Below are 23,845 nucleotides of genomic sequence, written 5' to 3'. Positions count from 1 at the left end.
CGATTTATAGGTTTGCGGATAAATTTTGGATTAGTGATATGTTGTACTGCGACTCAATAATTGGTCGATCATCGAAAGCATTAAGCGAATGTCATTTTTACGATTATCTTGGCGCATCACACTACAAATTGTGCGTTTTAGCTCTGTGTGCCCGAGAGAGATATCCACCCATTTATCAGGATTCTTATCTAGTAGATGATAGGAAGCTGCAATAATATATCCGCGCTCTTTATTTAAAATGTATTGTGCGAGTTGTGGATGGGTAATGGTACGTATAGGTTTTATTACAATATTGGCTAGTGTTTGCTTGATATGCGAGGGTAATGGATAAAGCTCGTAAATTGTTTTGTTCGAAAACTGGACTAGAGGCGGATGGGTTGCCATAGTAATTGGCGCATCTTTAGGGGCATAGATGTGGTAGTTTTCCTCAAACAAAGCATTTACTTTTAGTTCGCGATTTTGTTTGATGTCATTTGATAGGTCGGTAAATGCAATATCGATTTGATCAGTAGTTAAAGCATTTAAAATTTCACTCTCTTCCATTAGAATAGGTTCGACAATTGAATCGCTTTGGTTTTCGAAAGATTGTATTAATAGCGTGAGTACTTGTGAGATATAACTTTCAACATAACCAATACGAATTATAAAATGATTAGACTCTGATTGTTTGTGAAATAAACGGACAGTTTCGTCGAATTGATCTATAATTTTAGTCGCTTCTGAAAATAATTGCTTTCCTTCATCAGTTAGATAAATATTACGTCCTTCTCTATTAAATAATTTAACTTGTAATTCTTTTTCGAGTTGCGTTATTTGACGACTTATTGCAGATTGTGCAATTTCCAATTCAAGTGCAGCTTCTGATAAATGCTCTCTTTTTGCGACTTCTATAAAGTATTTTAGTTGTTTAATTTCCATTGTATCCCCCCAAATTCAAAAACGTTCTAATAAATAGAATAATATCATCTATTTTATATATTGAACAGATTGATCAACTACTATATAGTTTACTTACTAATTTAATATTCAGAATTTTCGAAAAAGAGGTGAAGATCATGCTCGAATACAATAAGAAAATTGGCTTATATGATAGTCGTGAGGAACATGATGCATGTGGTATTGGCTTTTATGCCAATATGGATAACGAAAGGAACCATGCTATTGTTGAAAAATCATTGGAGATGCTACGTAGGTTAGATCACCGTGGCGGTCTTGGTGCGGACAGTGTGACAGGTGATGGTGCAGGGATTATGACCGAAGTGCCATACGATTATTTTTCAAAACAAACTGACTTTGATTTGCCTGGAGAAGGTCAATATGCCGTTGGAATGTTTTTTACAAATGAACAAATTGCAGGTTCTCAGCACGAGGCGCAGTTTAATGCACACTTTGAAGCGGAAGGTTTAAGCGTAATTGGTTATAGAGATGTACCTGTAGACATCAATGCAATTGCTTCACATGTTGCCGATACAATGCCTTTTATTCAACAAGTGTTCGTGGCATTAAATGATGTTTCACATGCAGATCGTAAATTATTTTTAGCGCGAAAACAAATTGAAAATTATGCGAATCAGCAACAACTAGATTTATATTTTACAAGTCTATCGAATAGAACGATTGTATATAAAGGATGGTTGCGTTCGGATCAGATTAAGGCTTTATATCAAGATTTGAATCATGAATCTTATATTTCGAAATTAGGACTTGTTCATTCGCGTTTCAGTACAAATACTTTTCCGAGTTGGAAACGTGCACATCCTAATAGATTACTCATGCATAACGGTGAGATCAATACAATTAAAGGTAATGTAAACTGGATGCGCGCTAGACAAGATGAGCTGATCACGACTATTTTTGGTGACGAAAAGGACAAGGTTAAAGAAATTATTGATGAAGATGGCAGTGACTCGGCTATAGTCGATAATGCTTTAGAATTTTTATCGTTAGCTATGGAGCCTGAAAGAGCAGCGATGCTCATGATTCCAGAGCCTTGGTTATATAACAAAGCCAATGATGCGAATGTACGTGCTTTCTATGAGTTTTATAGTTATTTAATGGAACCATGGGATGGACCGACGATGATTTCATTTTGTAATGGAGACAAGATTGGTGCTTTAACTGATAGAAATGGCTTAAGACCAGGACGTTACACAATAACAAAAGATAATTACATTGTTTTTTCATCTGAAGTTGGTGTAGTTGATGTACCCGAAAAGAATGTTGCTTTTAAAGGTCAGTTGAATCCTGGAAAGCTATTACTTGTTGATTTTAATCAACATAAAGTGATTGAAAATAATGAGTTAAAAGCAAATATTGCAGACGAACTACCTTATGAAAGTTGGTTAAACGATTTTAAAGTAGATTTGGATTTAGAAAATGTGACGTATAAATCATCCGAGTGGGATAGTGCAACATTGAATCGATTGCAAAAACAATTTGTCTATACAAAGGAAGAAATGGATAAATACATGACAGAACTGGTTGAAAATAAAAAAGATCCAATCGGAGCAATGGGTTATGATGTACCTATCGCGGCATTAAATGAAAAAAATGAAACGCTTTTTAATTATTTCAAGCAATTATTTGCTCAAGTAACGAATCCACCTATTGACGCTTATCGGGAAAAAATTGTCACAAGTGAGTTAGCTTATTTAGGCAGTGAAGGGAATTTGTTAAATCCTGATGCGGACGTATTGAATAGAATTCAATTGAAACGTCCCGTGATGACAGAAGCGCAACTTGAGGAAATTGAGCAGAGTAGATTTAATGTAAGTCATCTATCAACTGTTTATAAAGATGATTTAGAAGCAGCATTAGACGCTTTAGGGGGTAAAGCAATACTTGCTGTTAAAGAAGGTAGTGAAATTTTAGTATTAGATGATCGTACACTTGTAACGGAAAATGGGTATGCCATGCCGATATTACTTGCGGTAAGTCATATTCATCAATTGCTTATCCGAGAAGGTCTACGTATGCGTACAAGTATTGTTGCTTTGTCGGGCGAAACAAGAGAAGTGCATCACGTTGCATGCTTATTAGGTTATGGTGCGAATGCGGTAGTACCATATTTAGCACAACGTACGATTGAACAATTGGTCCTGAACCAACGTTTAGAAGGGGATATTTCTGAAAATGTTCAAACCTATACACATACCTTGTCTGAAGGTGTCATCAAAGTAATGGCTAAGATGGGTATTTCTACAGTTCAAAGTTATCAAGGGGCACAGATTTTTGAAGCTGTGGGACTTTCAAATGAAATTGTAGACAAATATTTTACTGGCACCCAGTCGAAATTATCTGGGATAACGATGGAGTTAATTGATAAAGAAAATAAAGCGAGACAAACACCTGAGAGTGAGTATATTGAATCAGGTAGTACGTTCCAATGGCGCAAACAAGGGCAACATCACGCGTTTAATCCAACTTCGATACACTTATTACAACATGCATGTCGCTTAAATGATTATGAAAAATTCAAAGCATTTTCAAATGAAGTTAATCACAAGCGCACAGATCATATTCGTCATTTGATGGAATTTAAAAAGCAGAAATCCATAGATATTGATAAAGTTGAACCTGCGAGTAATATTGTGCAACGTTTCAATACTGGAGCGATGAGTTATGGTTCGATTTCAGAAGAGGCACATCAAACGCTTGCAGAAGCAATGAATCAAATGGGCGGTAAAAGTAATAGTGGTGAAGGTGGCGAAAATCCTGAACGTTTTGTGATAGATGAAGCAGGTAGAAATCGTTCAAGTGCTATTAAACAAGTTGCTTCAGGTCGTTTTGGAGTAACGAGTGATTATTTACAACATGCAAAAGAAATACAAATTAAAGTTGCGCAAGGCGCTAAACCAGGGGAAGGCGGACAATTACCAGGTACGAAAGTATATCCGTGGATTGCGGAAGTAAGGGGTTCTACACCAGGTATTGGCTTAATATCACCACCGCCACATCACGATATTTATTCAATAGAAGATTTAGCACAATTAATCCACGATTTAAAAAATGCCAATAAAGATGCAAATATTACAGTGAAACTTGTCTCTAAAACAGGTGTCGGTACGATTGCGGCAGGTGTTGCGAAAGCATACGCTGATAAAATCGTAATCAGTGGCTACGATGGTGGTACAGGTGCATCACCTAAAACAAGCATTCAACATGCAGGCGTGCCATGGGAAATTGGTCTATCAGAGACGCATCAAACTTTAATGATGAACGGCTTAAGGTCAAGAGTGAAAGTGGAAACGGATGGCAAACTACTTACAGGTAAAGATGTCGCTTACGCATGTGCGTTAGGTGCTGAAGAATTTGGTTTTGCCACTGCACCATTAGTAGTTATGGGATGTATTATGATGCGTGTATGTCATAAAGACACATGTCCAGTAGGTATCGCTACACAGAACCAAGATCTACGCGCGTTATTCAATGGCAGAGCAGACCATGTAGTTAACTTCATGCATTTTGTAGCGGAAGAAGTAAGAGAAATATTAGCTGAACTCGGTTTGAAATCAGTCGATGAATTAGTAGGGAGAACGGATTTACTACAACGAAGTAGCCAGTTATCAACACGTCGCTCTAAAGCAGCTACTATGAATGTTGAAGCGTTGTTGTATCAACATGAAGGTGACAGATTTAATAAAATAAAACAAAATCATCATCTTGATGAAGGATTTGATTTAACAAGATTGTATCCTGACGCACGAACGGCTATTGAAAAAGGTGAAGCATTTACAGGTAAATATAAATTGAAAAATGAACAAAGAGATGTAGGTGTAATCACTGGTAGTGCAATTACTAAGATTCATGGACCTGAAGGTTTACCTGAAGATACGATTTACGCACAAACACAGGGTCATGGTGGACAAAGCTTAGCGGCATATACGCCTAGTGGATTAACGATACATCATACAGGTGATTCAAATGATTACGTTGGTAAAGGGTTATCTGGCGGTAAGATTATTGTGAAAGCGCCGAATAAACACCGTGAGAATGAAATTATTATTGGTAATGTTTGTTTTTACGGTGCATCACATGGTAAAGCGTACATTAATGGTAAGGCAGGAGAACGTTTCTGTATCCGTAATAGTGGTGTGCAAGCAGTTGTCGAAGGTATTGGCGACCACGGCCTTGAATATATGACTGGCGGACGTGTCGTTATACTTGGAGATGTAGGTAAAAACTTTGGCCAAGGTATGAGTGGTGGTGTGAGTTACATTTTCCCATCAGACGTTGAAGCTTTTAAAAAAGAACATGAATTAGATAGTCTGGATTTCGATACGATTAGTGTAAAAGCAGAGCGTGAAATTTTGAACGATATGCTACAAGCTCATGTTAAATATACACAGAGCACAAAAGCACAAGCTATTTTAAATGATTTTGAAAATGTGGCACATAAAGTAGTCAAAGTAGTTCCGAAAGATTATAAATTGATGATGCAAAAAATAGAATTACAAAAACGTGATTCGAGTGAGTTAGATGAAGCTTTGTTGAATGCATTTAATGATAAACGTACAAGCTTAGCATCAGAACAACAGCAGACTGCCGTATATTAATCATAAAGGGGGATTTGTCATGGGCGAATTCAAAGGATTTATGAATTATGACAAACAACAATTAGATGAATTGTCATTGGTTGAACGTATAAGTAATCACGATGCCTTTCAACAGAGGTTTACTAAAGATGAAGCAGCAGAACAAGGTGCACGTTGTATGGATTGTGGGACCCCATTTTGCCAAACGGGAGAACCTCATGGAAAAGAAACGATTGGTTGCCCAATTGGGAATTATATTCCGGAATGGAACGATCTCGTTTATAGAAAAGATTTTAAAACAGCATATGAACGCTTGAGCGAGACAAATAACTTTCCAGAATTTACGGGGCGCGTTTGTCCTGCGCCTTGCGAACATTCATGTGTGATGAAAATTAATCGTGAATCTGTGGCTATCAAAGGTATTGAGCGCACTATTATTGATGAAGCTTATGAAAATGGCTGGGTTAAACCAACAAAGCCTGAGCAACGTCAATCTGAAACAGTAGCAATCGTCGGCAGTGGTCCAGCTGGGTTAACAGCGGCAGATGAATTGAATAAACTAGGATACAAAGTAACAGTATATGAACGTGCACATGAAGCGGGTGGGCTTCTAATGTATGGTATTCCTAATATGAAATTAGATAAAGATGTCGTACGTCGTAGAATTGAAGTGATGAAACAATCAGGTATTGAGTTTATGACAGATACAGAAATTGGTGTAGACGTGAGTCGTGATGAATTAAATGAACGACACGATGCAATTATACTTTGTACAGGTTCACAAAATGCGAGAGATTTACCATTGGAAGGGCGCATGGGATTTGGAATTCACTTTGCAATGGATTATTTAACTGAACAAGGGCAATTTTTAAATGGAGAAATTAACGAACCTGAAATTTCGGCTAAAGGGAAAAATGTTATAGTTATTGGTGCTGGTGATACAGGTGCTGACTGTGTAGCGACAGCACTGCGTGAAAATTGTAAGTCTATCGTTCAATTTAATAAATACACAAAGCAGCCAGAAGAGATTACATTTGATGAGAACACATACTGGCCATTAGCAATGCCTGTATTCAAGATGGACTACGCGCATAAAGAATATGAGTCACGTTTTGGTTTTGAACCACGTGCATATGGCGTACAGACGATGCGTTACGATGTTGATCGTATCGGCAATGTAAAAGGTGTTTATACTCAAATACTTGAAGAAACAGAAGATGGCATGGTCGTGGTGGATGGTACAGAACGTCACTGGCCAGCAGACCTAGTCTTATTGTCTATCGGTTTTGTCGGTACAGAAACGACAGTGCCTCATGCTTTCGATATTCAAACCAAACGTAATAAAATTGTGGCTGATAATAAAGATTTTAGAACGAATCAACCACATATATTTGCAGCAGGCGATGCGAGAAGGGGACAGAGCCTTGTGGTTTGGGCTATTCAAGAAGGAAGAGCTGTAGCAGATTCAGTAGATGCTTACTTAAAAGAAAAAGCGTTGGTATAGTGCTGAAATTTTAATTGACTTTTGAAACGGGCTATAATATTATAAATAATGTATTTATTTGGAGGAATACCCAAGCCCGGCTGAAGGGATCGGTCTTGAAAACCGACAGGGGCTTAACGGCCCGCGGGGGTTCGAATCCCTCTTCCTCCGCCATAATATTATAAAAACTAAGACTAATAAATAGAGTAGACAAGTAATCAATCGTGTATTGAGTACTTGTCTTTTTTATTTGCCGTTTTAGGGTATTGTATAATAATTAAATGGATTTATTGAAATTATTATACAAAAACATGAAAATAACATTATTTTTTTAAATTAACATGAAAGCCTTTACAAAACTTGTCTATACAAGTTATACTTTCAGTGATGTTAAAAGAAAAAGGGAGTGAATCATCATGGCAGTTAAAAAGAAAGATGTGCAAGATATAGTCGAAGCTATTGGGGGCAAAGACAACTTGGACACAGCAACACACTGTGTAACGCGTTTGCGACTTGTCTTGAAAGATGATGATAAAGTAGATAAGGACCGATTGGGTGATAACGATTTAGTAAAAGGACAATTCAAAGCTGATAAACAGTATCAAATTGTCATTGGTCCAGGCACAGTCGATGAAGTTTACAAACAATTCATTGAAGAAACAGGTGTAGGTGAAGCGTCAAAAGATGACGCGAAAGCTGCAGCGGCTAAAAAGGGTAATCCGGTCCAAAGATTGATTAAATTGTTGGGGGACATATTTATTCCAATCTTACCGGCAATTGTTACTGCTGGTTTACTTATGGGGATTAATAATTTACTTACGATGGAAGGGCTATTTGGTCCTAAACCGTTAGTAGAACAATTTCCTCAACTTGGAGATATCTCTAATATTATCAATGTAATTGCAAGTACAGCATTCATATTCTTACCAGCATTAATTGGTTGGAGTAGTATGCGCGTGTTTGGTGGGAGTCAAATACTTGGTCTAGTACTAGGCTTAATTTTAATGAATCCACAATTAGCTTCACAATATGATATTGCTAGTGGTAATATTCCTACTTGGGATATTTTCGGTTTAGAAATTAAGCAATTGAACTATGAAGGGCAAGTGTTGCCGATTTTACTTGCAGCTTATGTATTAGCTCAAATTGAGAAGTTCTTAAATAAATATATTCATGATTCAATTAAAATGTTAGTTGTAGGTCCAGTAGCGCTACTGATTACAGGTTTCTTAGCATTTATAGTTATTGGGCCAGTTGCATTATGGCTTGGTACAGGAATTACAGAAGGCGTGACATTTGTCTTTGAACATGCTGGTTGGTTAGGTGGCGCACTTTATGGTCTGTTCTATGCACCACTCGTTATCACAGGTTTACACCATATGTTCTTAGCGGTAGATTTCCAATTAATGGGAAGTAGTCTTGGCGGCACATACCTATGGCCGATTCTTGCAATATCTAACATTTGCCAAGGGTCAGCAGCATTTGGCGCATGGTTTGTCTATAGAAGACGTAAAATGGGCAAAGAACAAGGTCTTGCTATGACTTCAGGTATTTCAGGTTTCTTAGGTGTAACAGAGCCAGCATTATTCGGGGTGAACTTACCACTAAAATATCCATTTCTAGCAGCGATTTCAACATCTTGTGTGATAGGTGGTATTATAGGTGCAAGTCGTGTGCTAGGTAGCGTAGGCGTAGGCGGCGTGCCAGCTATTATTTCTATCCAAAAGGATTTCTGGTTAATATATGCTATTTGTACTCTTTTAGCAATTGTCGTACCAGCAATTTTAACTGTTGTTCTATCAAGATTTAGTAAAGAAGAAACAAAAGAAATGGTTGAAAAATAATTTAAGTTATATAGATAAGTACAATTAAACTCGCTAAAATTCATTAGCGAGTTTCTTTTTGAAAACAGTAAAAGAAAAGGTGGTAATTGTTATGGCACATAATGATTGGAGAAAATCAGTTGTTTATCAAATTTATCCAAAATCATTTAATGATACAACAGGTAATGGAGAAGGTGATTTACAAGGTATTATTGAAAAACTAGATTATTTACAATATCTAGGTGTAGATTACATTTGGTTAACACCAGTATATGAATCGCCAATGAACGATAATGGTTATGATATTAGTAACTATTACAAAATTAATGAAAAATTTGGAACAATAGAAGATCTTGAAACATTAGTAAGTGAAGCGCATAAGCGTGATTTAAAAGTTATGATGGATATTGTAATTAATCATACCTCTACAAAACATGAATGGTTTAAACAAGCATATGCAGATAAAGAAAGTCCTTATAGAGATTATTACTTCTTTAGACGATCAGCAGATAATCAACCACCGACAAACTGGGAGTCAAAATTTGGTGGTAATGCATGGAAATATGATGAAAAAACAAATGAATATTATTTGCACCTATTCGACGTTACTCAAGCTGATTTAAATTGGGATAATCCTGAGGTACGAGATGCTTTATATGACATTGTTAACCACTGGATTAGTTTTGGTGTAGATGGATTTAGATTTGATGTGCTTAATTTGATTTCTAAAGGTGAGTTTAAAGACTCTGAAAAAATCGGCAAAGAGTTTTATACAGATGGACCACGCGTACATGAATATGTACATGAGATGAACCGTCGTACGTTTGGAGACAAAGACATAATGACGGTTGGTGAAATGTCCTCAACTACAATAGATCACTGTATTAAATATACGAATACTAAGCGCCAAGAATTAAGTAGTGTCTTTAATTTCCATCATTTAAAAGTAGATTATGCCGATGGTGAAAAATGGACGAATGCTAAATTAGATTTCCATAAATTAAAAGATATACTTATGGAATGGCAACTTGGTATATATGAAGGGGGCGGTTGGAACGCAATATTCTGGTGTAACCATGACCAGCCTCGTGTTGTTTCTCGTTTTGGTGATGACTCGTCTGAACGAATGCGTAAACAAAGTGCTAAGATGTTAGCTACTGTACTGCATATGTTGCAAGGCACGCCTTATATTTTCCAAGGTGAAGAAATCGGTATGACAAATCCAGATTTTGAAAACATTGACCAGTATCGTGATGTTGAATCTTTAAATGCTTATCAAAATATGAAAGATGCAGGTTATAAAGAAGAAGAAATTATTACTATATTAGGACAAAAATCTCGCGATACTTCAAGAACACCAGTTCAATGGACTGATACAGAGAACGCGGGCTTTACTACTGGTACTCCATGGATTGATGTTCCAAATAATTTTGATAAAATCAATGTTGAAGCGGCTATTAAAGATGAATCATCTATATTGCACACTTATAGACATTTGATTCAATTACGTCATGAACACGATATTATTACGTATGGGGGTATAGAACCTTTATATATGGAGCATAATGAGTTGTTTGTTTATAAACGCCATTATAATGATGAAACGTGGCTTGTTATTGCAAACTTTTCAAATGAACAAGTAACGATTCCAGCAGATTTAGCTATTGAGGGAGAAATTATTATCCAACATGGTGAAGTAACACATGAATTAATTGATGGATTTGGCGCAATTGTAATTGCACAATAATTTAGAAAAGGGCAGTGAGTGAGCGCGCATGACACAGAAAAAATTTATTACGATATATGAAACAATACGTACAGACATCATAGAGTCACGCATATCGTATGGCACTCAATTGCCATCTGAGCATGAGTTAGTAGAAACCTATAGTGCCTCTCGTGAAACAGTACGTAAAGCACTGAACTTATTAGTGAGAGACGGTATGATTCAGAAGATTCGCGGCAAAGGTTCGGTTGTTATCTATCAAGGCTTAACAGAATTTCCTTTTGCAGATTTAACCAGTTTTAGAGAAGTTCAACAAGGATTAGGCTTGCGACATGAAACTGACGTCAAGGTGTTTGAAAAGATAACTGCAGGTGAAGTTCCTAAAGTACAAAAGGCCTTGAATGTTCGACAAGGAACAGTATTGTGGCATATCGTTCGAATTAGAAAAATAGAAGGCAGAGTAAAGATTATAGATGAAGATTACTTAATAGAAGGAATTGTCCCGAACATTACTACGGAGATTGCTAAAGCATCACTATATGAGTATATAGAAGATATATTAGGTTTAGAAATTAGCTACTCTAATAAGTCGATTACGTTTGAGGGCTTCGGAGAAAGAGAACAAGAAATATTTGGCGATGTGGCACCACCATATACGGCAACAGTTCGAGGCATTGTACATTTGAAAGATACTACAATATTCCAATATAATATTTCGAAACACTTAGCTACAGAGTTTAAATTCAATGATTTTTCTAGACGTCACAAAAGGTAATGTATTTTATCGTAAAAATGACTATAATGTGAATTATATAATGAAGATATAGTATCTAGGATAGGTTATACTTGCAATCAGTTGTTAAATTATAGTATGATATATTTTGCCGTGCTAAGTGGGGAGGTAGCGGTTCCCTGTACTCGAAATCCGCTTTACGCGAGACTGAATTCCTTTGCTAAGGGTGTGTTTTTGTGAAGTCTGCCCAAAGCACGTAGTGTTTGAAGATCTCGGTCCTATGCAATATGAACCCACGAACCATGTCAGGTCCTGACGGAAGCAGCATTAAGTGGATTATCGTATGTGCCGTAGGGTTGCCGAGATTTAGCTAACGACTTTGGTTACGTTTGTGATACACATTCGAAGTGAAGGTGCACGGTTTTAATTTTTTAAATAATGAAATAAACTTATATAAATACTGAGCGACGTATCTTTTGATAGCAGTCGCTCTTTTTTTATATTAAAATATAAGGAATACTTTGATAGGATGTTGGTATCGTTTAAAACTTCTCGCAAAGCCGATGTTGTTGAGTCAAAGTTTGGAAATTAAACGTTACAAGGGGGATGTCTATGCAAATATACTTAAGTACTTTAACTGAAAATGATTATGAAACAAGTTTAGAAACAATAAAATCTGCGTTTGAAGATATCGCTGAGTCACAGCATGATGAGCAAGCGTTAGTTGTGAAATTGAGAAAAACTTTAGAATATAACTATGAGTTAGAAGTTGTCGCGAAAAATGATGACGGTGAAGTAATCGGTCATATTTTGTTATCAGAAATCCAAATCGTTAATGAAGAAACAAGCTTTACTGCATTAGCATTAGCGCCACTATCTGTTTTACCAGCATATAGAAATATGGGGTTGGGAAAAGCACTCGTGCAAGCAGCAGAAGAGAGAGCAAAAGCGCAGGGTTATACAACGATTATTGTCTTAGGAGCTGTGGAGTATTACAGCAAATTAGGTTATGAAGAAGCGGAACAATACCATATATACAGTCCATTTGATTTACCTTCGAAAAATTTTATGGTCAAATTCCTTTGGGAACAACTAACAGAGCAACCTAATGGAAAAGTGGTTTATCCAGAATCTTTTAATTGATATTCAAAGTATAAAGTACAATGCTATAATAGTTGATGAATGCTATTGGAGGTGCGAAAGTGAATTATCAAGCTTTATATAGAATGTTCCGACCGCAAAGCTTTGAAGATGTTGTAGGTCAGGAGCATGTAACTAAGACACTACGTAATGCGATTGCTAAAAGTAAACAATCCCATGCTTATATATTTAGCGGGCCTAGAGGAACAGGTAAAACGAGTATTGCAAAAGTGTTCGCAAAAGCCATAAACTGTCTTGAACGTACCGATGGTGAACCTTGTAATGAATGTGCAATATGTAAAGGAATCACGCGTGGAACGAATTCAGATGTCATTGAAATTGATGCAGCAAGTAATAACGGTGTAGATGAAATAAGAAACATTAGAGATAAAGTTAAATATGCACCTAGTGAATCGAAATTCAAAGTATATATTATAGATGAGGTACATATGCTAACAACGGGTGCTTTTAACGCGTTGCTTAAAACGTTAGAAGAGCCACCAGCACATGCAATATTTATATTAGCGACGACAGAACCTCACAAAATACCTCCGACGATTATTTCAAGATCACAAAGGTTTGATTTTAAAGCAATTAGTGAAGATGAAATTGTTGAACGTTTAAAGTTTGTAGCAAACTCGCAAGAAATTGAATACGATACTGCTGCATTGGGATTTATTGCGAAAGCGTCAGAAGGTGGTATGCGTGATGCGTTAAGTATCATGGACCAAGCCATTGCTTTTGGAGATGAGCACCTCACGTTACAAGATGCACTGAACGTAACTGGTAGTGTAGATGCTAGTGCCTTAAATGAATTACTGAAAGAAGTAGTTCAAGGAGATGTGAAAAGTGCTTTTTCAACTTACCACCAATTCATATCACAAGGTAAAGAAGTCAATCGTTTGATTAACGATATGATTTATTTTGTGAGAGATACGATAATGAATAAGACTTCTAATGTAGAAACTGAATATGATGCATTAATGCATTTTGATTTAGATGTTCTTTATAAAATGATTGATATCATCAATGATACACTCGTTTCGATTCGATTCAGTGTAAATCAAAGTGTACATTTCGAAGTATTACTAGTTAAAATCGCTGAAATGATAAAAGAAAAACCCGAGAGCGTTCAAACAGTAGCGACTACAGGTATTGCAACAGAACCTAATAATGACGTTCTGTTGCAAAGAATGGAACAGTTAGAAAGTGAATTGAAGACTATAAAAGCGCAAGGTGTGACTACGAGCAACACGCCTCAACAAACTAAACGAACTACCAACAAAGGTGGGCAGTCTAAGAACACTTTTTCTATGCAACAAATTGCTAAAGTATTAGACAAAGCCAATAAAGATGATATTAAGCAATTGAAAGACCATTGGGAAGAGGTCATTAATCACGCGAAAGGCAATGATATGAAATCGTTAGTGAGCCTCTTGCAAAATTCAGAACCAGTTGCAGCAAGTGAAACGCACGTTCTGATTAAGTTTGAAGAAGAAATACACTGTGAAATTGTTAATAAAGATGATGAAAAACGGGAGAATATTGAGAATGTTGTTTGTAAAATCATCGATAAAACAGTCAAAGTTGTAGGTGTGCCTGCCGATCAATGGATGAAAGTTAGAACGGAATATCTACAAAATAGAAAGAGTAGCACAGCAACAGAAGGTGAAAGTAATAGCCAATCCTCTACTCCGGAAGTAACGGAAGAAGTTGACGTTGTTCAAAAAGCTAAAGATTTATTTGGTGAGAGTACTGTAAATGTAATAGATGAAGAGTGATACATGACAATGAATAAAAAGGCATGTATAATGAAACGAAAGAATAATCATAAAAATGATATAGAAGATTCAAGGAGGAAAAATTTATGCGCGGTGGCGGAAATATGCAACAAATGATGAAACAAATGCAAAAAATGCAAAAGAAAATGGGCGAAGAGCAAGAGAAATTAAAAGAAGAGAAAGTACAAGGTACAGCTGGTGGTGGCATGGTTACTGTAACGGTATCAGGTCATAAAGAAGTACTAGATGTAGAAATAAAAGAAGAAGCGGTAGATCCAGACGATATTGAAATGTTACAAGACTTAGTGATTGCTGCAACGAATGAAGCAATGAATAAAGCTGATGAACTTACACAAGAACGCTTAGGCAAGCACACTCAAGGCTTAAACATTCCTGGAATGTGATCATATGCACTATCCTGAACCGATTTCAAAACTTATTGACAGTTTCATGAAACTGCCAGGCATTGGGCCGAAGACCGCTCAACGTCTGGCGTTTCATGTATTAGATATGAAAGAAGACGATGTTGTCCAATTTGCTAAATCTTTAGTGGATGTTAAACGAGAACTTACCTATTGTAGTGAATGTGGACATATAACTGAACAAGATCCATGTTACATTTGCCAAGATAAACAGAGAGATCGCACAATTATTTGTGTAGTTGAAGATGATAAAGATGTCATTGCTATGGAGAAGATGCGTGAATATAAAGGTTTATATCACGTGTTACATGGCTCTATTTCTCCAATGGATGGTATTGGACCAGAGGATATTAATATACCGAGTTTAATTAATCGTTTGAAAGATGAAGAAGTTAAAGAGCTTATCTTAGCGATGAACCCAAACCTAGAAGGTGAATCTACAGCGATGTATATCTCGAGGTTAGTAAAACCGATTGGTGTTACTGTAACGAGATTAGCTCAAGGTCTTTCTGTAGGTGGCGATTTAGAATACGCTGATGAAGTTACATTGTCGAAAGCGATTATGGGCCGAACAGAGATGTAGTATATTATTAAATATATATATGAAGGATTAAAGCTACCTATATAGGTAGCTTTAATTATTTGTAAATAAAATTAAAAATATGTAAAAGAATTTAAAGTACGCGTAACAAGTGTGTTCCAATGGTTTGAAGATAGATTTTAGATGTTTACTGGTTATAAAACGAACTTTAATATGAATTATTATAATAAAGTATGCTTATTAGTGTTCAAAGGTTGTTGTGAGTCGATTAGAGTGTAAATTTTATAGTTGTTAAAAGGTTTTTATGCGTGTATAGTATTACTAGTAGAGCGAAACAACATGACAAACACAACAAATACAAAAAAGAAATACGAAACACAACGAAAATTAATTTTAAAAAGTTATTGACTTTTCAAGTTATAACCTGTAGAATTAAGTCTTGTGATTAAGAAATGAACATTGAAAACTGAATTGCAATATGTCAACGTTAATTCCGAACACAACATTAAATTGTTGGTTCAAACGTGTTAGAGATAACACACAAATTAGTATTTTATGAGCTAATCAAACATCATAATTCATTTATGGAGAGTTTGATCCTGGCTCAGGATGAACGCTGGCGGCGTGCCTAATACATGCAAGTCGAGCGAACAGATAAGGAGCTTGCTCCTTTGAAGTTAGCGGCGGACGGGTGAGTAACACGTGGGTAACCTACCTATAAGACTGGAATAACTTCGGGAAACCGGAGCTAATGCCGGATAACATTTGGAACCGCATGGTTCTAAAGTAAAAGATGGTTTTGCTATCACTTATAGATGGACCCGCGCCGTATTAGCTAGTTGGTAAGGTAACGGCTTACCAAGGCAACGATACGTAGCCGACCTGAGAGGGTGATCGGCCACACTGGAACTGAGACACGGTCCAGACTCCTACGGGAGGCAGCAGTAGGGAATCTTCCGCAATGGACGAAAGTCTGACGGAGCAACGCCGCGTGAGTGATGAAGGTTTTCGGATCGTAAAACTCTGTTATTAGGGAAGAACAAATGTGTAAGTAACTGTGCACATCTTGACGGTACCTAATCAGAAAGCCACGGCTAACTACGTGCCAGCAGCCGCGGTAATACGTAGGTGGCAAGCGTTATCCGGAATTATTGGGCGTAAAGCGCGCGTAGGCGGTTTCTTAAGTCTGATGTGAAAGCCCACGGCTCAACCGTGGAGGGTCATTGGAAACTGGGAAACTTGAGTACAGAAGAGGAAAGTGGAATTCCATGTGTAGCGGTGAAATGCGCAGAGATATGGAGGAACACCAGTGGCGAAGGCGACTTTCTGGTCTGTAACTGACGCTGATGTGCGAAAGCGTGGGGATCAAACAGGATTAGATACCCTGGTAGTCCACGCCGTAAACGATGAGTGCTAAGTGTTAGGGGGTTTCCGCCCCTTAGTGCTGCAGCTAACGCATTAAGCACTCCGCCTGGGGAGTACGACCGCAAGGTTGAAACTCAAAGGAATTGACGGGGACCCGCACAAGCGGTGGAGCATGTGGTTTAATTCGAAGCAACGCGAAGAACCTTACCAAATCTTGACATCCTTTGAAAACTCTAGAGATAGAGCCTTCCCCTTCGGGGGACAAAGTGACAGGTGGTGCATGGTTGTCGTCAGCTCGTGTCGTGAGATGTTGGGTTAAGTCCCGCAACGAGCGCAACCCTTAAACTTAGTTGCCAGCATTTAGTTGGGCACTCTAGGTTGACTGCCGGTGACAAACCGGAGGAAGGTGGGGATGACGTCAAATCATCATGCCCCTTATGATTTGGGCTACACACGTGCTACAATGGACAATACAAAGGGCAGCTAAACCGCGAGGTCATGCAAATCCCATAAAGTTGTTCTCAGTTCGGATTGTAGTCTGCAACTCGACTACATGAAGCTGGAATCGCTAGTAATCGTAGATCAGCATGCTACGGTGAATACGTTCCCGGGTCTTGTACACACCGCCCGTCACACCACGAGAGTTTGTAACACCCGAAGCCGGTGGAGTAACCATTTATGGAGCTAGCCGTCGAAGGTGGGACAAATGATTGGGGTGAAGTCGTAACAAGGTAGCCGTATCGGAAGGTGCGGCTGGATCACCTCCTTTCTAAGGATATATTCGGAACATCTTCCTTGAGAAGATGAAGAGGAATGACATTGACATATTGCATTCAGTTTTGAATGCTCATTACGAGTATTCATTGCGTTATTTTGTACATTGAAAACTAGATATGTAAGTAAAATTTATGATTTTACCAAGCAAAACCGAGTGAATTAGAGTTTTAAAAAGCTTGAATTCAAAAAAATAGAAATAATCGCTAGTGTTCGAAAGAACACTCACAGATTAATAACATTTTAGGTTTTCAACCGATTTTATCGTGTTGAAGGTCGAAAAGATTAAGTTATTAAGGGCGCACGGTGGATGCCTTGGCACTAGAAGCCTACGAAGGACGTTACTAACGACGATATGCTTTGGGGAGCTGTAAGTAAGCTTTGATCCAGAGATTTCCGAATGGGGAAACCCAACACGAGTTATGTCGTGTTATCGATATGTGAATACATAGCATATCTGAAGGCAGACGCGGGGAACTGAAACATCTTAGTACCCGCAGGAAGAGAAAGAAAAATCGATTCCCTGAGTAGCGGCGAGCGAAACGGGAAGAGCCCAAACCAACGAGCTTGCTTGTTGGGGTTGTAGGACACTCTATACGGAGTTACAAAAGAACAAATTAGACGAATCATCTGGAAAGATGAATCAAAGAAGGTAATAATCCTGTAGTCGAAAGTTTGTTCACTCTTGAGTGGATCCTGAGTACGACGGAACACGAGAAATTCCGTCGGAATCCGGGAGGACCATCTCCCAAGGCTAAATACTCTCTAGTGACCGATAGTGAACCAGTACCGTGAGGGAAAGGTGAAAAGTACCCCGGAAGGGGAGTGAAATAGAACTTGAAACCGTGTGCTTACAAGTAGTCAGAGCCCGTTAATGGGTGATGGCGTGCCTTTTGTAGAATGAACCGGCGAGTTACGATTTGATGCAAGGTTAAGCAGTTAATGTGGAGCCGTAGCGAAAGCGAGTCTGAATAGGGCGTTGAGTATTTGGTCGTAGACCCGAAACCAGGTGATCTACCCATGACCAGGCTGAAGTTCAGGTAACACTGAATGGAGGGCCGAACCGACTTACGTTGAAAAGTGAGCGGATGAGTTGTGGGTAGCGGAGAAATTCCAATCGAACCTGGAGATAGCTGGTTCTCTCCGAAATAGCTTTAGGGCTAGCCTTAAGTAATGATTATTGGAGGTAGAGCACTGTTTGGACGAGGGGCCCTTATCGGGTTACCGAATTCAGACAAACTCCGAATGCCAATCAATTTTATCTTAGGAGTTAGAACGCGGGTGATAAGGTCCGTGTTCGAAAGGGAAACAGCCCAGACCACCAGCTAAGGTCCCAAAATATATGTTAAGTGGAAAAGGATGTGGCGTTGCCCAGACAACTAGTATGTTGGCTTAGAAGCAGCCATCATTTAAAGAGTGCGTAATAGCTCACTAGTCGAGTGACACTGCGCCGAAAATGTACCGGGGCTAAACATATTACCGAAGCTGTGGATTGTCCGTAAGGACAGTGGTAGGAGAGCGTTCTAAGGGCGTTGAAGCATGATCGCAAGGACATGTGGAGCGCTTAGAAGTGAGAATGCCGGTGTGAGTAGCGAAAGACGGGTGAGAATCCCGTCCACCGATTGACTAAGGTTTCCAGAGGAAGGCTCGTCCGCTCTGGGTTAGTCGGGTCCTAAGCTGAGGCCGATAGGCGTAGGCGATGGATAACAGGTTGATATTCCTGTACCACCAAATTTCGTTTTAAGCGATGGGGGGACGCAGTAGGATAGGCGAAGCGTACTATTGGATTGTACGTCCAAGCAATGAGACTGAGTGTTAGGCAAATCCGGCACTCTTAAGGTCAAGTTGTGATGGGGAGAGGAAATTGTTTCCTCGAGTCGTTGATTTCACACTGCCAAGAAAAGCCTCTAGCTAGAATTTTGGTGCCCGTACCGCAAACCGACACAGGTAGTCAAGATGAGAATTCTAAGGTGAGCGAGCGAACTCTCGTTAAGGAACTCGGCAAAATGACCCCGTAACTTCGGGAGAAGGGGTGCTCTTTAGGGTTAACGCCCAGGAGAGCCGCAGTGAATAGGCCCAAGCGACTGTTTATCAAAAACACAGGTCTCTGCTAAACCGTAAGGTGATGTATAGGGGCTGACGCCTGCCCGGTGCTGGAAGGTTAAGAGGAGTGGTTAGCTTCGGCGAAGCTACGAATCGAAGCCCCAGTAAACGGCGGCCGTAACTATAACGGTCCTAAGGTAGCGAAATTCCTTGTCGGGTAAGTTCCGACCCGCACGAAAGGCGTAACGATTTGGGCACTGTCTCAACGAGAGACTCGGTGAAATCATAGTACCTGTGAAGATGCAGGTTACCCGCGACAGGACGGAAAGACCCCGTGGAGCTTTACTGTAGTCTGATATTGAAATTCGGTACAACTTGTACAGGATAGGTAGGAGCCTTTGAAACGTGAGCGCCAGCTTACGTCGAGGCGTTGGTGGGATACTACCCTTGCTGTGTTGGATTTCTAACCCGCACCATTTATCATGGTGGGAGACAGTGTCAGATGGACAGTTTGACTGGGGCGGTCGCCTCCTAAAGAGTAACGGAGGCGCTCAAAGGTTTCCTCAGAATGGTTGGAAATCATTCATAGAGTGTAAAGGCATAAGGAAGCTTGACTGCGAGACTTACAAGTCGAGCAGGGTCGAAAGACGGACTTAGTGATCCGGTGGTTCCGCATGGAAGGGCCATCGCTCAACGGATAAAAGCTACCCCGGGGATAACAGGCTTATCTCCCCCAAGAGTTCACATCGACGGGGAGGTTTGGCACCTCGATGTCGGCTCATCGCATCCTGGGGCTGTAGTCGGTCCCAAGGGTTGGGCTGTTCGCCCATTAAAGCGGTACGCGAGCTGGGTTCAGAACGTCGTGAGACAGTTCGGTCCCTATCCGTCGTGGGCGCAGGAAATTTGAGAGGAGCTGTCCTTAGTACGAGAGGACCGGGATGGACATACCTCTGGTGTACCAGTTGTCGTGCCAACGGCATCGCTGGGTAGCTATGTATGGACGGGATAAGTGCTGAAAGCATCTAAGCATGAAGCCCCCCTCAAGATGAGATTTCCCAACTTCGGTTATAAGATCCCTCAAAGATGATGAGGTTAATAGGTTCGAGGTGGAAGCATAGCGATATGTGGAGCTGACGAATACTAATCGATCGAAGACTTAATCAAATTTAAAAAGTGTTTTGTTTGGCATTATCAAATTTTACTTACTATCTAGTTTTGAATGTATAATTTTTATACAGTTCATTGTCTGGTGACAATGGCAAGGAGGTCACACCTGTTCCCATGCCGAACACAGTAGTTAAGCTCCTTAGCGCCGATGGTAGTCGGACTTACGTTCCGCAAGAGTAGGACGTTGCCAGGCAATCAGGGACCCGAAAGGGTCTCTTTTTTGTGCGCAAAAGGAGCTTAACTTCCAAAAAATCTGGTTTAAGAAAGCGTTTGAAGCTGACGAACTGAGCGAAAGACGAGATGAGCTTACAAGCGGTAAGTGAGTAAGGAAAGAGCGAAAGTGAGAAAAGATGCGAACGCTTGCCTTACACCAGAAAAGCTTCTTAGTGCCGATGGTAGCCGACTTACGTTCCGCAAGAGTAGGACGTTGCCAGGCAATTAGGGACCCGAAAGGGTCTCTTTTTTTGTGCGCAAAAGGAGCTTAACTACAGATGATTATAAGAGCTGAGGCTCTTGCATAAGTACTACTTGCCTCAATAAATTGAGGAGTAGTACTTTATCGAAGAACTGCAAACCTGATTTAAGACATGAACACATAAGATAAGATCATGTGTAAGAGTTACTAACCTCAATAAATTGAAAAGTAGAGTTTTTACAGTCAGCTAAGGCACGAGAAGTCGAGACTAAGAGGTTTCTTTTTTATGCAAAAAATAGTGTGGATCTCGTTCCAAGAGATATGAGAATAATTTAAGGATTACAAGAGCTGGTGCTCTTGTATAAGAACTACTAATTTCGCAAGCGAAAAAGTGGTTCTTTATAAATTAAAAAGTGGTAGTTTATAGGAATAAAAGAGTTGAAGATTATATTAAACGTGATTTATTTTTTGTTTAGTTAAATAAAGTGTTCAAAAGTTCTAGTTAATGTTTAGTATTTGCTTAATTTACTACTGCATACAGTAAAAATTTTCGATTATATTATTCAAAATGGCCTGTTAATATACAACTTTTCAACTGGTATAAGAAGTAGAGTGTCATTCCTTTTTTGTATGGAATTTCTTTTTGTGAATTTTTAATGCACAAATATGAATTTATTTAATAGTTCTGATATTCAGAAAATCAAAGACATAGATTATTTTTACTTGATCTATAGTTTTTAGAAGAATAATTACACCAATATTTTTGGAATTTTTACGTTTATCATTTGGAAGAAATAGAATATATAAATTATAAATTAGAGAATTAGTTTGAAAAACACAGTGAGCAACGATAAAAGAATGGTGAATAATTTTCCGAATAGAGTGATATATAGCTATTTTAGAAAGGGATTAAGCCTCCTTATATTTTGATTTTCTGCATTGAAAGAACTGTAGTTACTAGAGATTCGTCTATAATATAGCCTTAATGAATTATATTTGTTTAATAAATGTAAGTTTTGTAGCGATAGTGTAAATTTTACTGTTGTTAAAAGGTTTTTATGCGTGTATAGTATTACTAGTCGAGCGAAACAACACGACAAACACAAAAAAGAAATACGAAACACAACGAAAATTAATTTTAAAAAGTTATTGACTTTTCAAGTTATAACCTGTAGAATTAAGTCTTGTGATTAAGAAATGAACATTGAAAACTGAATTGCAATATGTCAACGTTAATTCCGAACACAACATTAAATTGTTGGTTCAAACGTGTTAGAGATAACACACAAATTAGTATTTTATGAGCTAATCAAACATCATAATTCATTTATGGAGAGTTTGATCCTGGCTCAGGATGAACGCTGGCGGCGTGCCTAATACATGCAAGTCGAGCGAACGGATAAGGAGCTTGCTCCTTTGAAGTTAGCGGCGGACGGGTGAGTAACACGTGGGTAACCTACCTATAAGACTGGAATAACTTCGGGAAACCGGAGCTAATGCCGGATAACATTTGGAACCGCATGGTTCTAAAGTAAAAGATGGTTTTGCTATCACTTATAGATGGACCCGCGCCGTATTAGCTAGTTGGTAAGGTAACGGCTTACCAAGGCAACGATACGTAGCCGACCTGAGAGGGTGATCGGCCACACTGGAACTGAGACACGGTCCAGACTCCTACGGGAGGCAGCAGTAGGGAATCTTCCGCAATGGACGAAAGTCTGACGGAGCAACGCCGCGTGAGTGATGAAGGTTTTCGGATCGTAAAACTCTGTTATTAGGGAAGAACAAATGTGTAAGTAACTGTGCACATCTTGACGGTACCTAATCAGAAAGCCACGGCTAACTACGTGCCAGCAGCCGCGGTAATACGTAGGTGGCAAGCGTTATCCGGAATTATTGGGCGTAAAGCGCGCGTAGGCGGTTTCTTAAGTCTGATGTGAAAGCCCACGGCTCAACCGTGGAGGGTCATTGGAAACTGGGAAACTTGAGTACAGAAGAGGAAAGTGGAATTCCATGTGTAGCGGTGAAATGCGCAGAGATATGGAGGAACACCAGTGGCGAAGGCGACTTTCTGGTCTGTAACTGACGCTGATGTGCGAAAGCGTGGGGATCAAACAGGATTAGATACCCTGGTAGTCCACGCCGTAAACGATGAGTGCTAAGTGTTAGGGGGTTTCCGCCCCTTAGTGCTGCAGCTAACGCATTAAGCACTCCGCCTGGGGAGTACGACCGCAAGGTTGAAACTCAAAGGAATTGACGGGGACCCGCACAAGCGGTGGAGCATGTGGTTTAATTCGAAGCAACGCGAAGAACCTTACCAAATCTTGACATCCTTTGAAAACTCTAGAGATAGAGCCTTCCCCTTCGGGGGACAAAGTGACAGGTGGTGCATGGTTGTCGTCAGCTCGTGTCGTGAGATGTTGGGTTAAGTCCCGCAACGAGCGCAACCCTTAAACTTAGTTGCCAGCATTTAGTTGGGCACTCTAGGTTGACTGCCGGTGACAAACCGGAGGAAGGTGGGGATGACGTCAAATCATCATGCCCCTTATGATTTGGGCTACACACGTGCTACAATGGACAATACAAAGGGCAGCTAAACCGCGAGGTCATGCAAATCCCATAAAGTTGTTCTCAGTTCGGATTGTAGTCTGCAACTCGACTACATGAAGCTGGAATCGCTAGTAATCGTAGATCAGCATGCTACGGTGAATACGTTCCCGGGTCTTGTACACACCGCCCGTCACACCACGAGAGTTTGTAACACCCGAAGCCGGTGGAGTAACCATTTATGGAGCTAGCCGTCGAAGGTGGGACAAATGATTGGGGTGAAGTCGTAACAAGGTAGCCGTATCGGAAGGTGCGGCTGGATCACCTCCTTTCTAAGGATATATTCGGAAC

The 23,845-nt window shown here is 39.4% G+C and carries 10 protein-coding genes, 1 tRNA gene, 4 rRNA genes and 1 other RNA gene; 15 read left to right on the top strand and 1 reads right to left on the bottom strand.

Features of this window, described 5'->3' with window-relative positions; all coding sequences use genetic code 11:
• Window positions 1-30: 30 nt before the first annotated feature.
• The gene (gene gltC, locus MHB47_RS12175; RefSeq protein ID WP_002505993.1) at window positions 31-918 is read right to left on the bottom strand and encodes a glutamate biosynthesis transcriptional regulator GltC; all 888 of its coding nucleotides are present in this window, start codon (window positions 916-918) and stop codon (window positions 31-33) included.
• A 137-nt stretch (window positions 919-1,055) separates the two neighbouring features.
• Here gltC and gltB point away from each other — a divergent pair, with 137 nt between their 5' ends.
• The 15 genes from gltB (at window position 1,056) to MHB47_RS12100 (ending at window position 23,826) form a co-directional block, all read left to right on the top strand.
• Window positions 1,056-5,555 carry a glutamate synthase large subunit gene (gene gltB / locus MHB47_RS12170; RefSeq protein WP_340756913.1) on the top strand — a complete coding sequence of 1,500 codons (4,500 nt, stop codon included), beginning with the start codon at window positions 1,056-1,058 and terminating at the stop codon, window positions 5,553-5,555.
• A 19-nt stretch (window positions 5,556-5,574) separates the two neighbouring features.
• Window positions 5,575-7,038: a glutamate synthase subunit beta gene (locus tag MHB47_RS12165; RefSeq protein WP_340756911.1), complete on the top strand. Its 1,464-nt coding sequence runs from the start codon at window positions 5,575-5,577 to the stop codon at window positions 7,036-7,038.
• A 60-nt stretch (window positions 7,039-7,098) separates the two neighbouring features.
• Window positions 7,099-7,191, top strand: a tRNA-Ser gene (locus MHB47_RS12160).
• A gap of 242 nt (window positions 7,192-7,433) precedes the next feature.
• The gene (gene treP, locus MHB47_RS12155; RefSeq protein ID WP_340756909.1) at window positions 7,434-8,861 is read left to right on the top strand and encodes a PTS system trehalose-specific EIIBC component; all 1,428 of its coding nucleotides are present in this window, start codon (window positions 7,434-7,436) and stop codon (window positions 8,859-8,861) included.
• A gap of 91 nt (window positions 8,862-8,952) precedes the next feature.
• Window positions 8,953-10,587 carry an alpha,alpha-phosphotrehalase gene (gene treC / locus MHB47_RS12150; protein ID WP_340756907.1) on the top strand — a complete coding sequence of 545 codons (1,635 nt, stop codon included), beginning with the start codon at window positions 8,953-8,955 and terminating at the stop codon, window positions 10,585-10,587.
• Between the two features lie 28 nt (window positions 10,588-10,615).
• Window positions 10,616-11,341 carry a trehalose operon repressor gene (treR, locus tag MHB47_RS12145; RefSeq protein WP_340756905.1) on the top strand — a complete coding sequence of 242 codons (726 nt, stop codon included), beginning with the start codon at window positions 10,616-10,618 and terminating at the stop codon, window positions 11,339-11,341.
• 109 nt (window positions 11,342-11,450) lie between these two features.
• An RNA gene (gene ffs / locus MHB47_RS12140) (signal recognition particle sRNA large type) lies at window positions 11,451-11,720 on the top strand.
• A gap of 191 nt (window positions 11,721-11,911) precedes the next feature.
• Window positions 11,912-12,442, top strand: coding sequence for a GNAT family N-acetyltransferase (locus MHB47_RS12135; RefSeq protein WP_340756903.1), 531 nt, complete (start codon window positions 11,912-11,914; stop codon window positions 12,440-12,442).
• A gap of 59 nt (window positions 12,443-12,501) precedes the next feature.
• Complete coding sequence (dnaX, locus tag MHB47_RS12130; RefSeq protein ID WP_340756901.1) at window positions 12,502-14,220, top strand: DNA polymerase III subunit gamma/tau; 1,719 nt, start codon at window positions 12,502-12,504, stop codon at window positions 14,218-14,220.
• Between the two features lie 86 nt (window positions 14,221-14,306).
• Window positions 14,307-14,624, top strand: a complete 318-nt coding sequence (locus tag MHB47_RS12125; RefSeq protein ID WP_002484224.1) for a YbaB/EbfC family nucleoid-associated protein — start codon at window positions 14,307-14,309, stop codon at window positions 14,622-14,624.
• Between the two features lie 4 nt (window positions 14,625-14,628).
• A complete protein-coding gene (recR, locus tag MHB47_RS12120) occupies window positions 14,629-15,225 on the top strand; it encodes a recombination mediator RecR (protein WP_002505985.1) in 597 nt (198 codons plus the stop codon).
• Between the two features lie 539 nt (window positions 15,226-15,764).
• Window positions 15,765-17,317: ribosomal RNA gene (locus tag MHB47_RS12115) — 16S ribosomal RNA — on the top strand.
• Window positions 17,318-17,605: 288 nt separating this feature from the next.
• Window positions 17,606-20,529: ribosomal RNA gene (locus MHB47_RS12110) — 23S ribosomal RNA — on the top strand.
• A gap of 81 nt (window positions 20,530-20,610) precedes the next feature.
• Window positions 20,611-20,725 (top strand): 5S ribosomal RNA (rrf, locus tag MHB47_RS12105).
• A gap of 1,548 nt (window positions 20,726-22,273) precedes the next feature.
• A 16S ribosomal RNA gene (locus tag MHB47_RS12100) occupies window positions 22,274-23,826 on the top strand.
• The 16S, 23S and 5S rRNA genes sit together here, the layout of an rRNA operon.
• The last annotated feature ends 19 nt before the right edge of the window (window positions 23,827-23,845 follow it).

The sequence above is a fragment of the Staphylococcus sp. FSL K6-3157 genome (assembly GCF_038005145.1).
GTDB classification, from domain to species: domain Bacteria; phylum Bacillota; class Bacilli; order Staphylococcales; family Staphylococcaceae; genus Staphylococcus; species Staphylococcus equorum.
The sequence above is the reverse complement of the archived record's forward strand: the minus strand, read 5'-3'. Positions and strand labels throughout refer to the sequence as shown.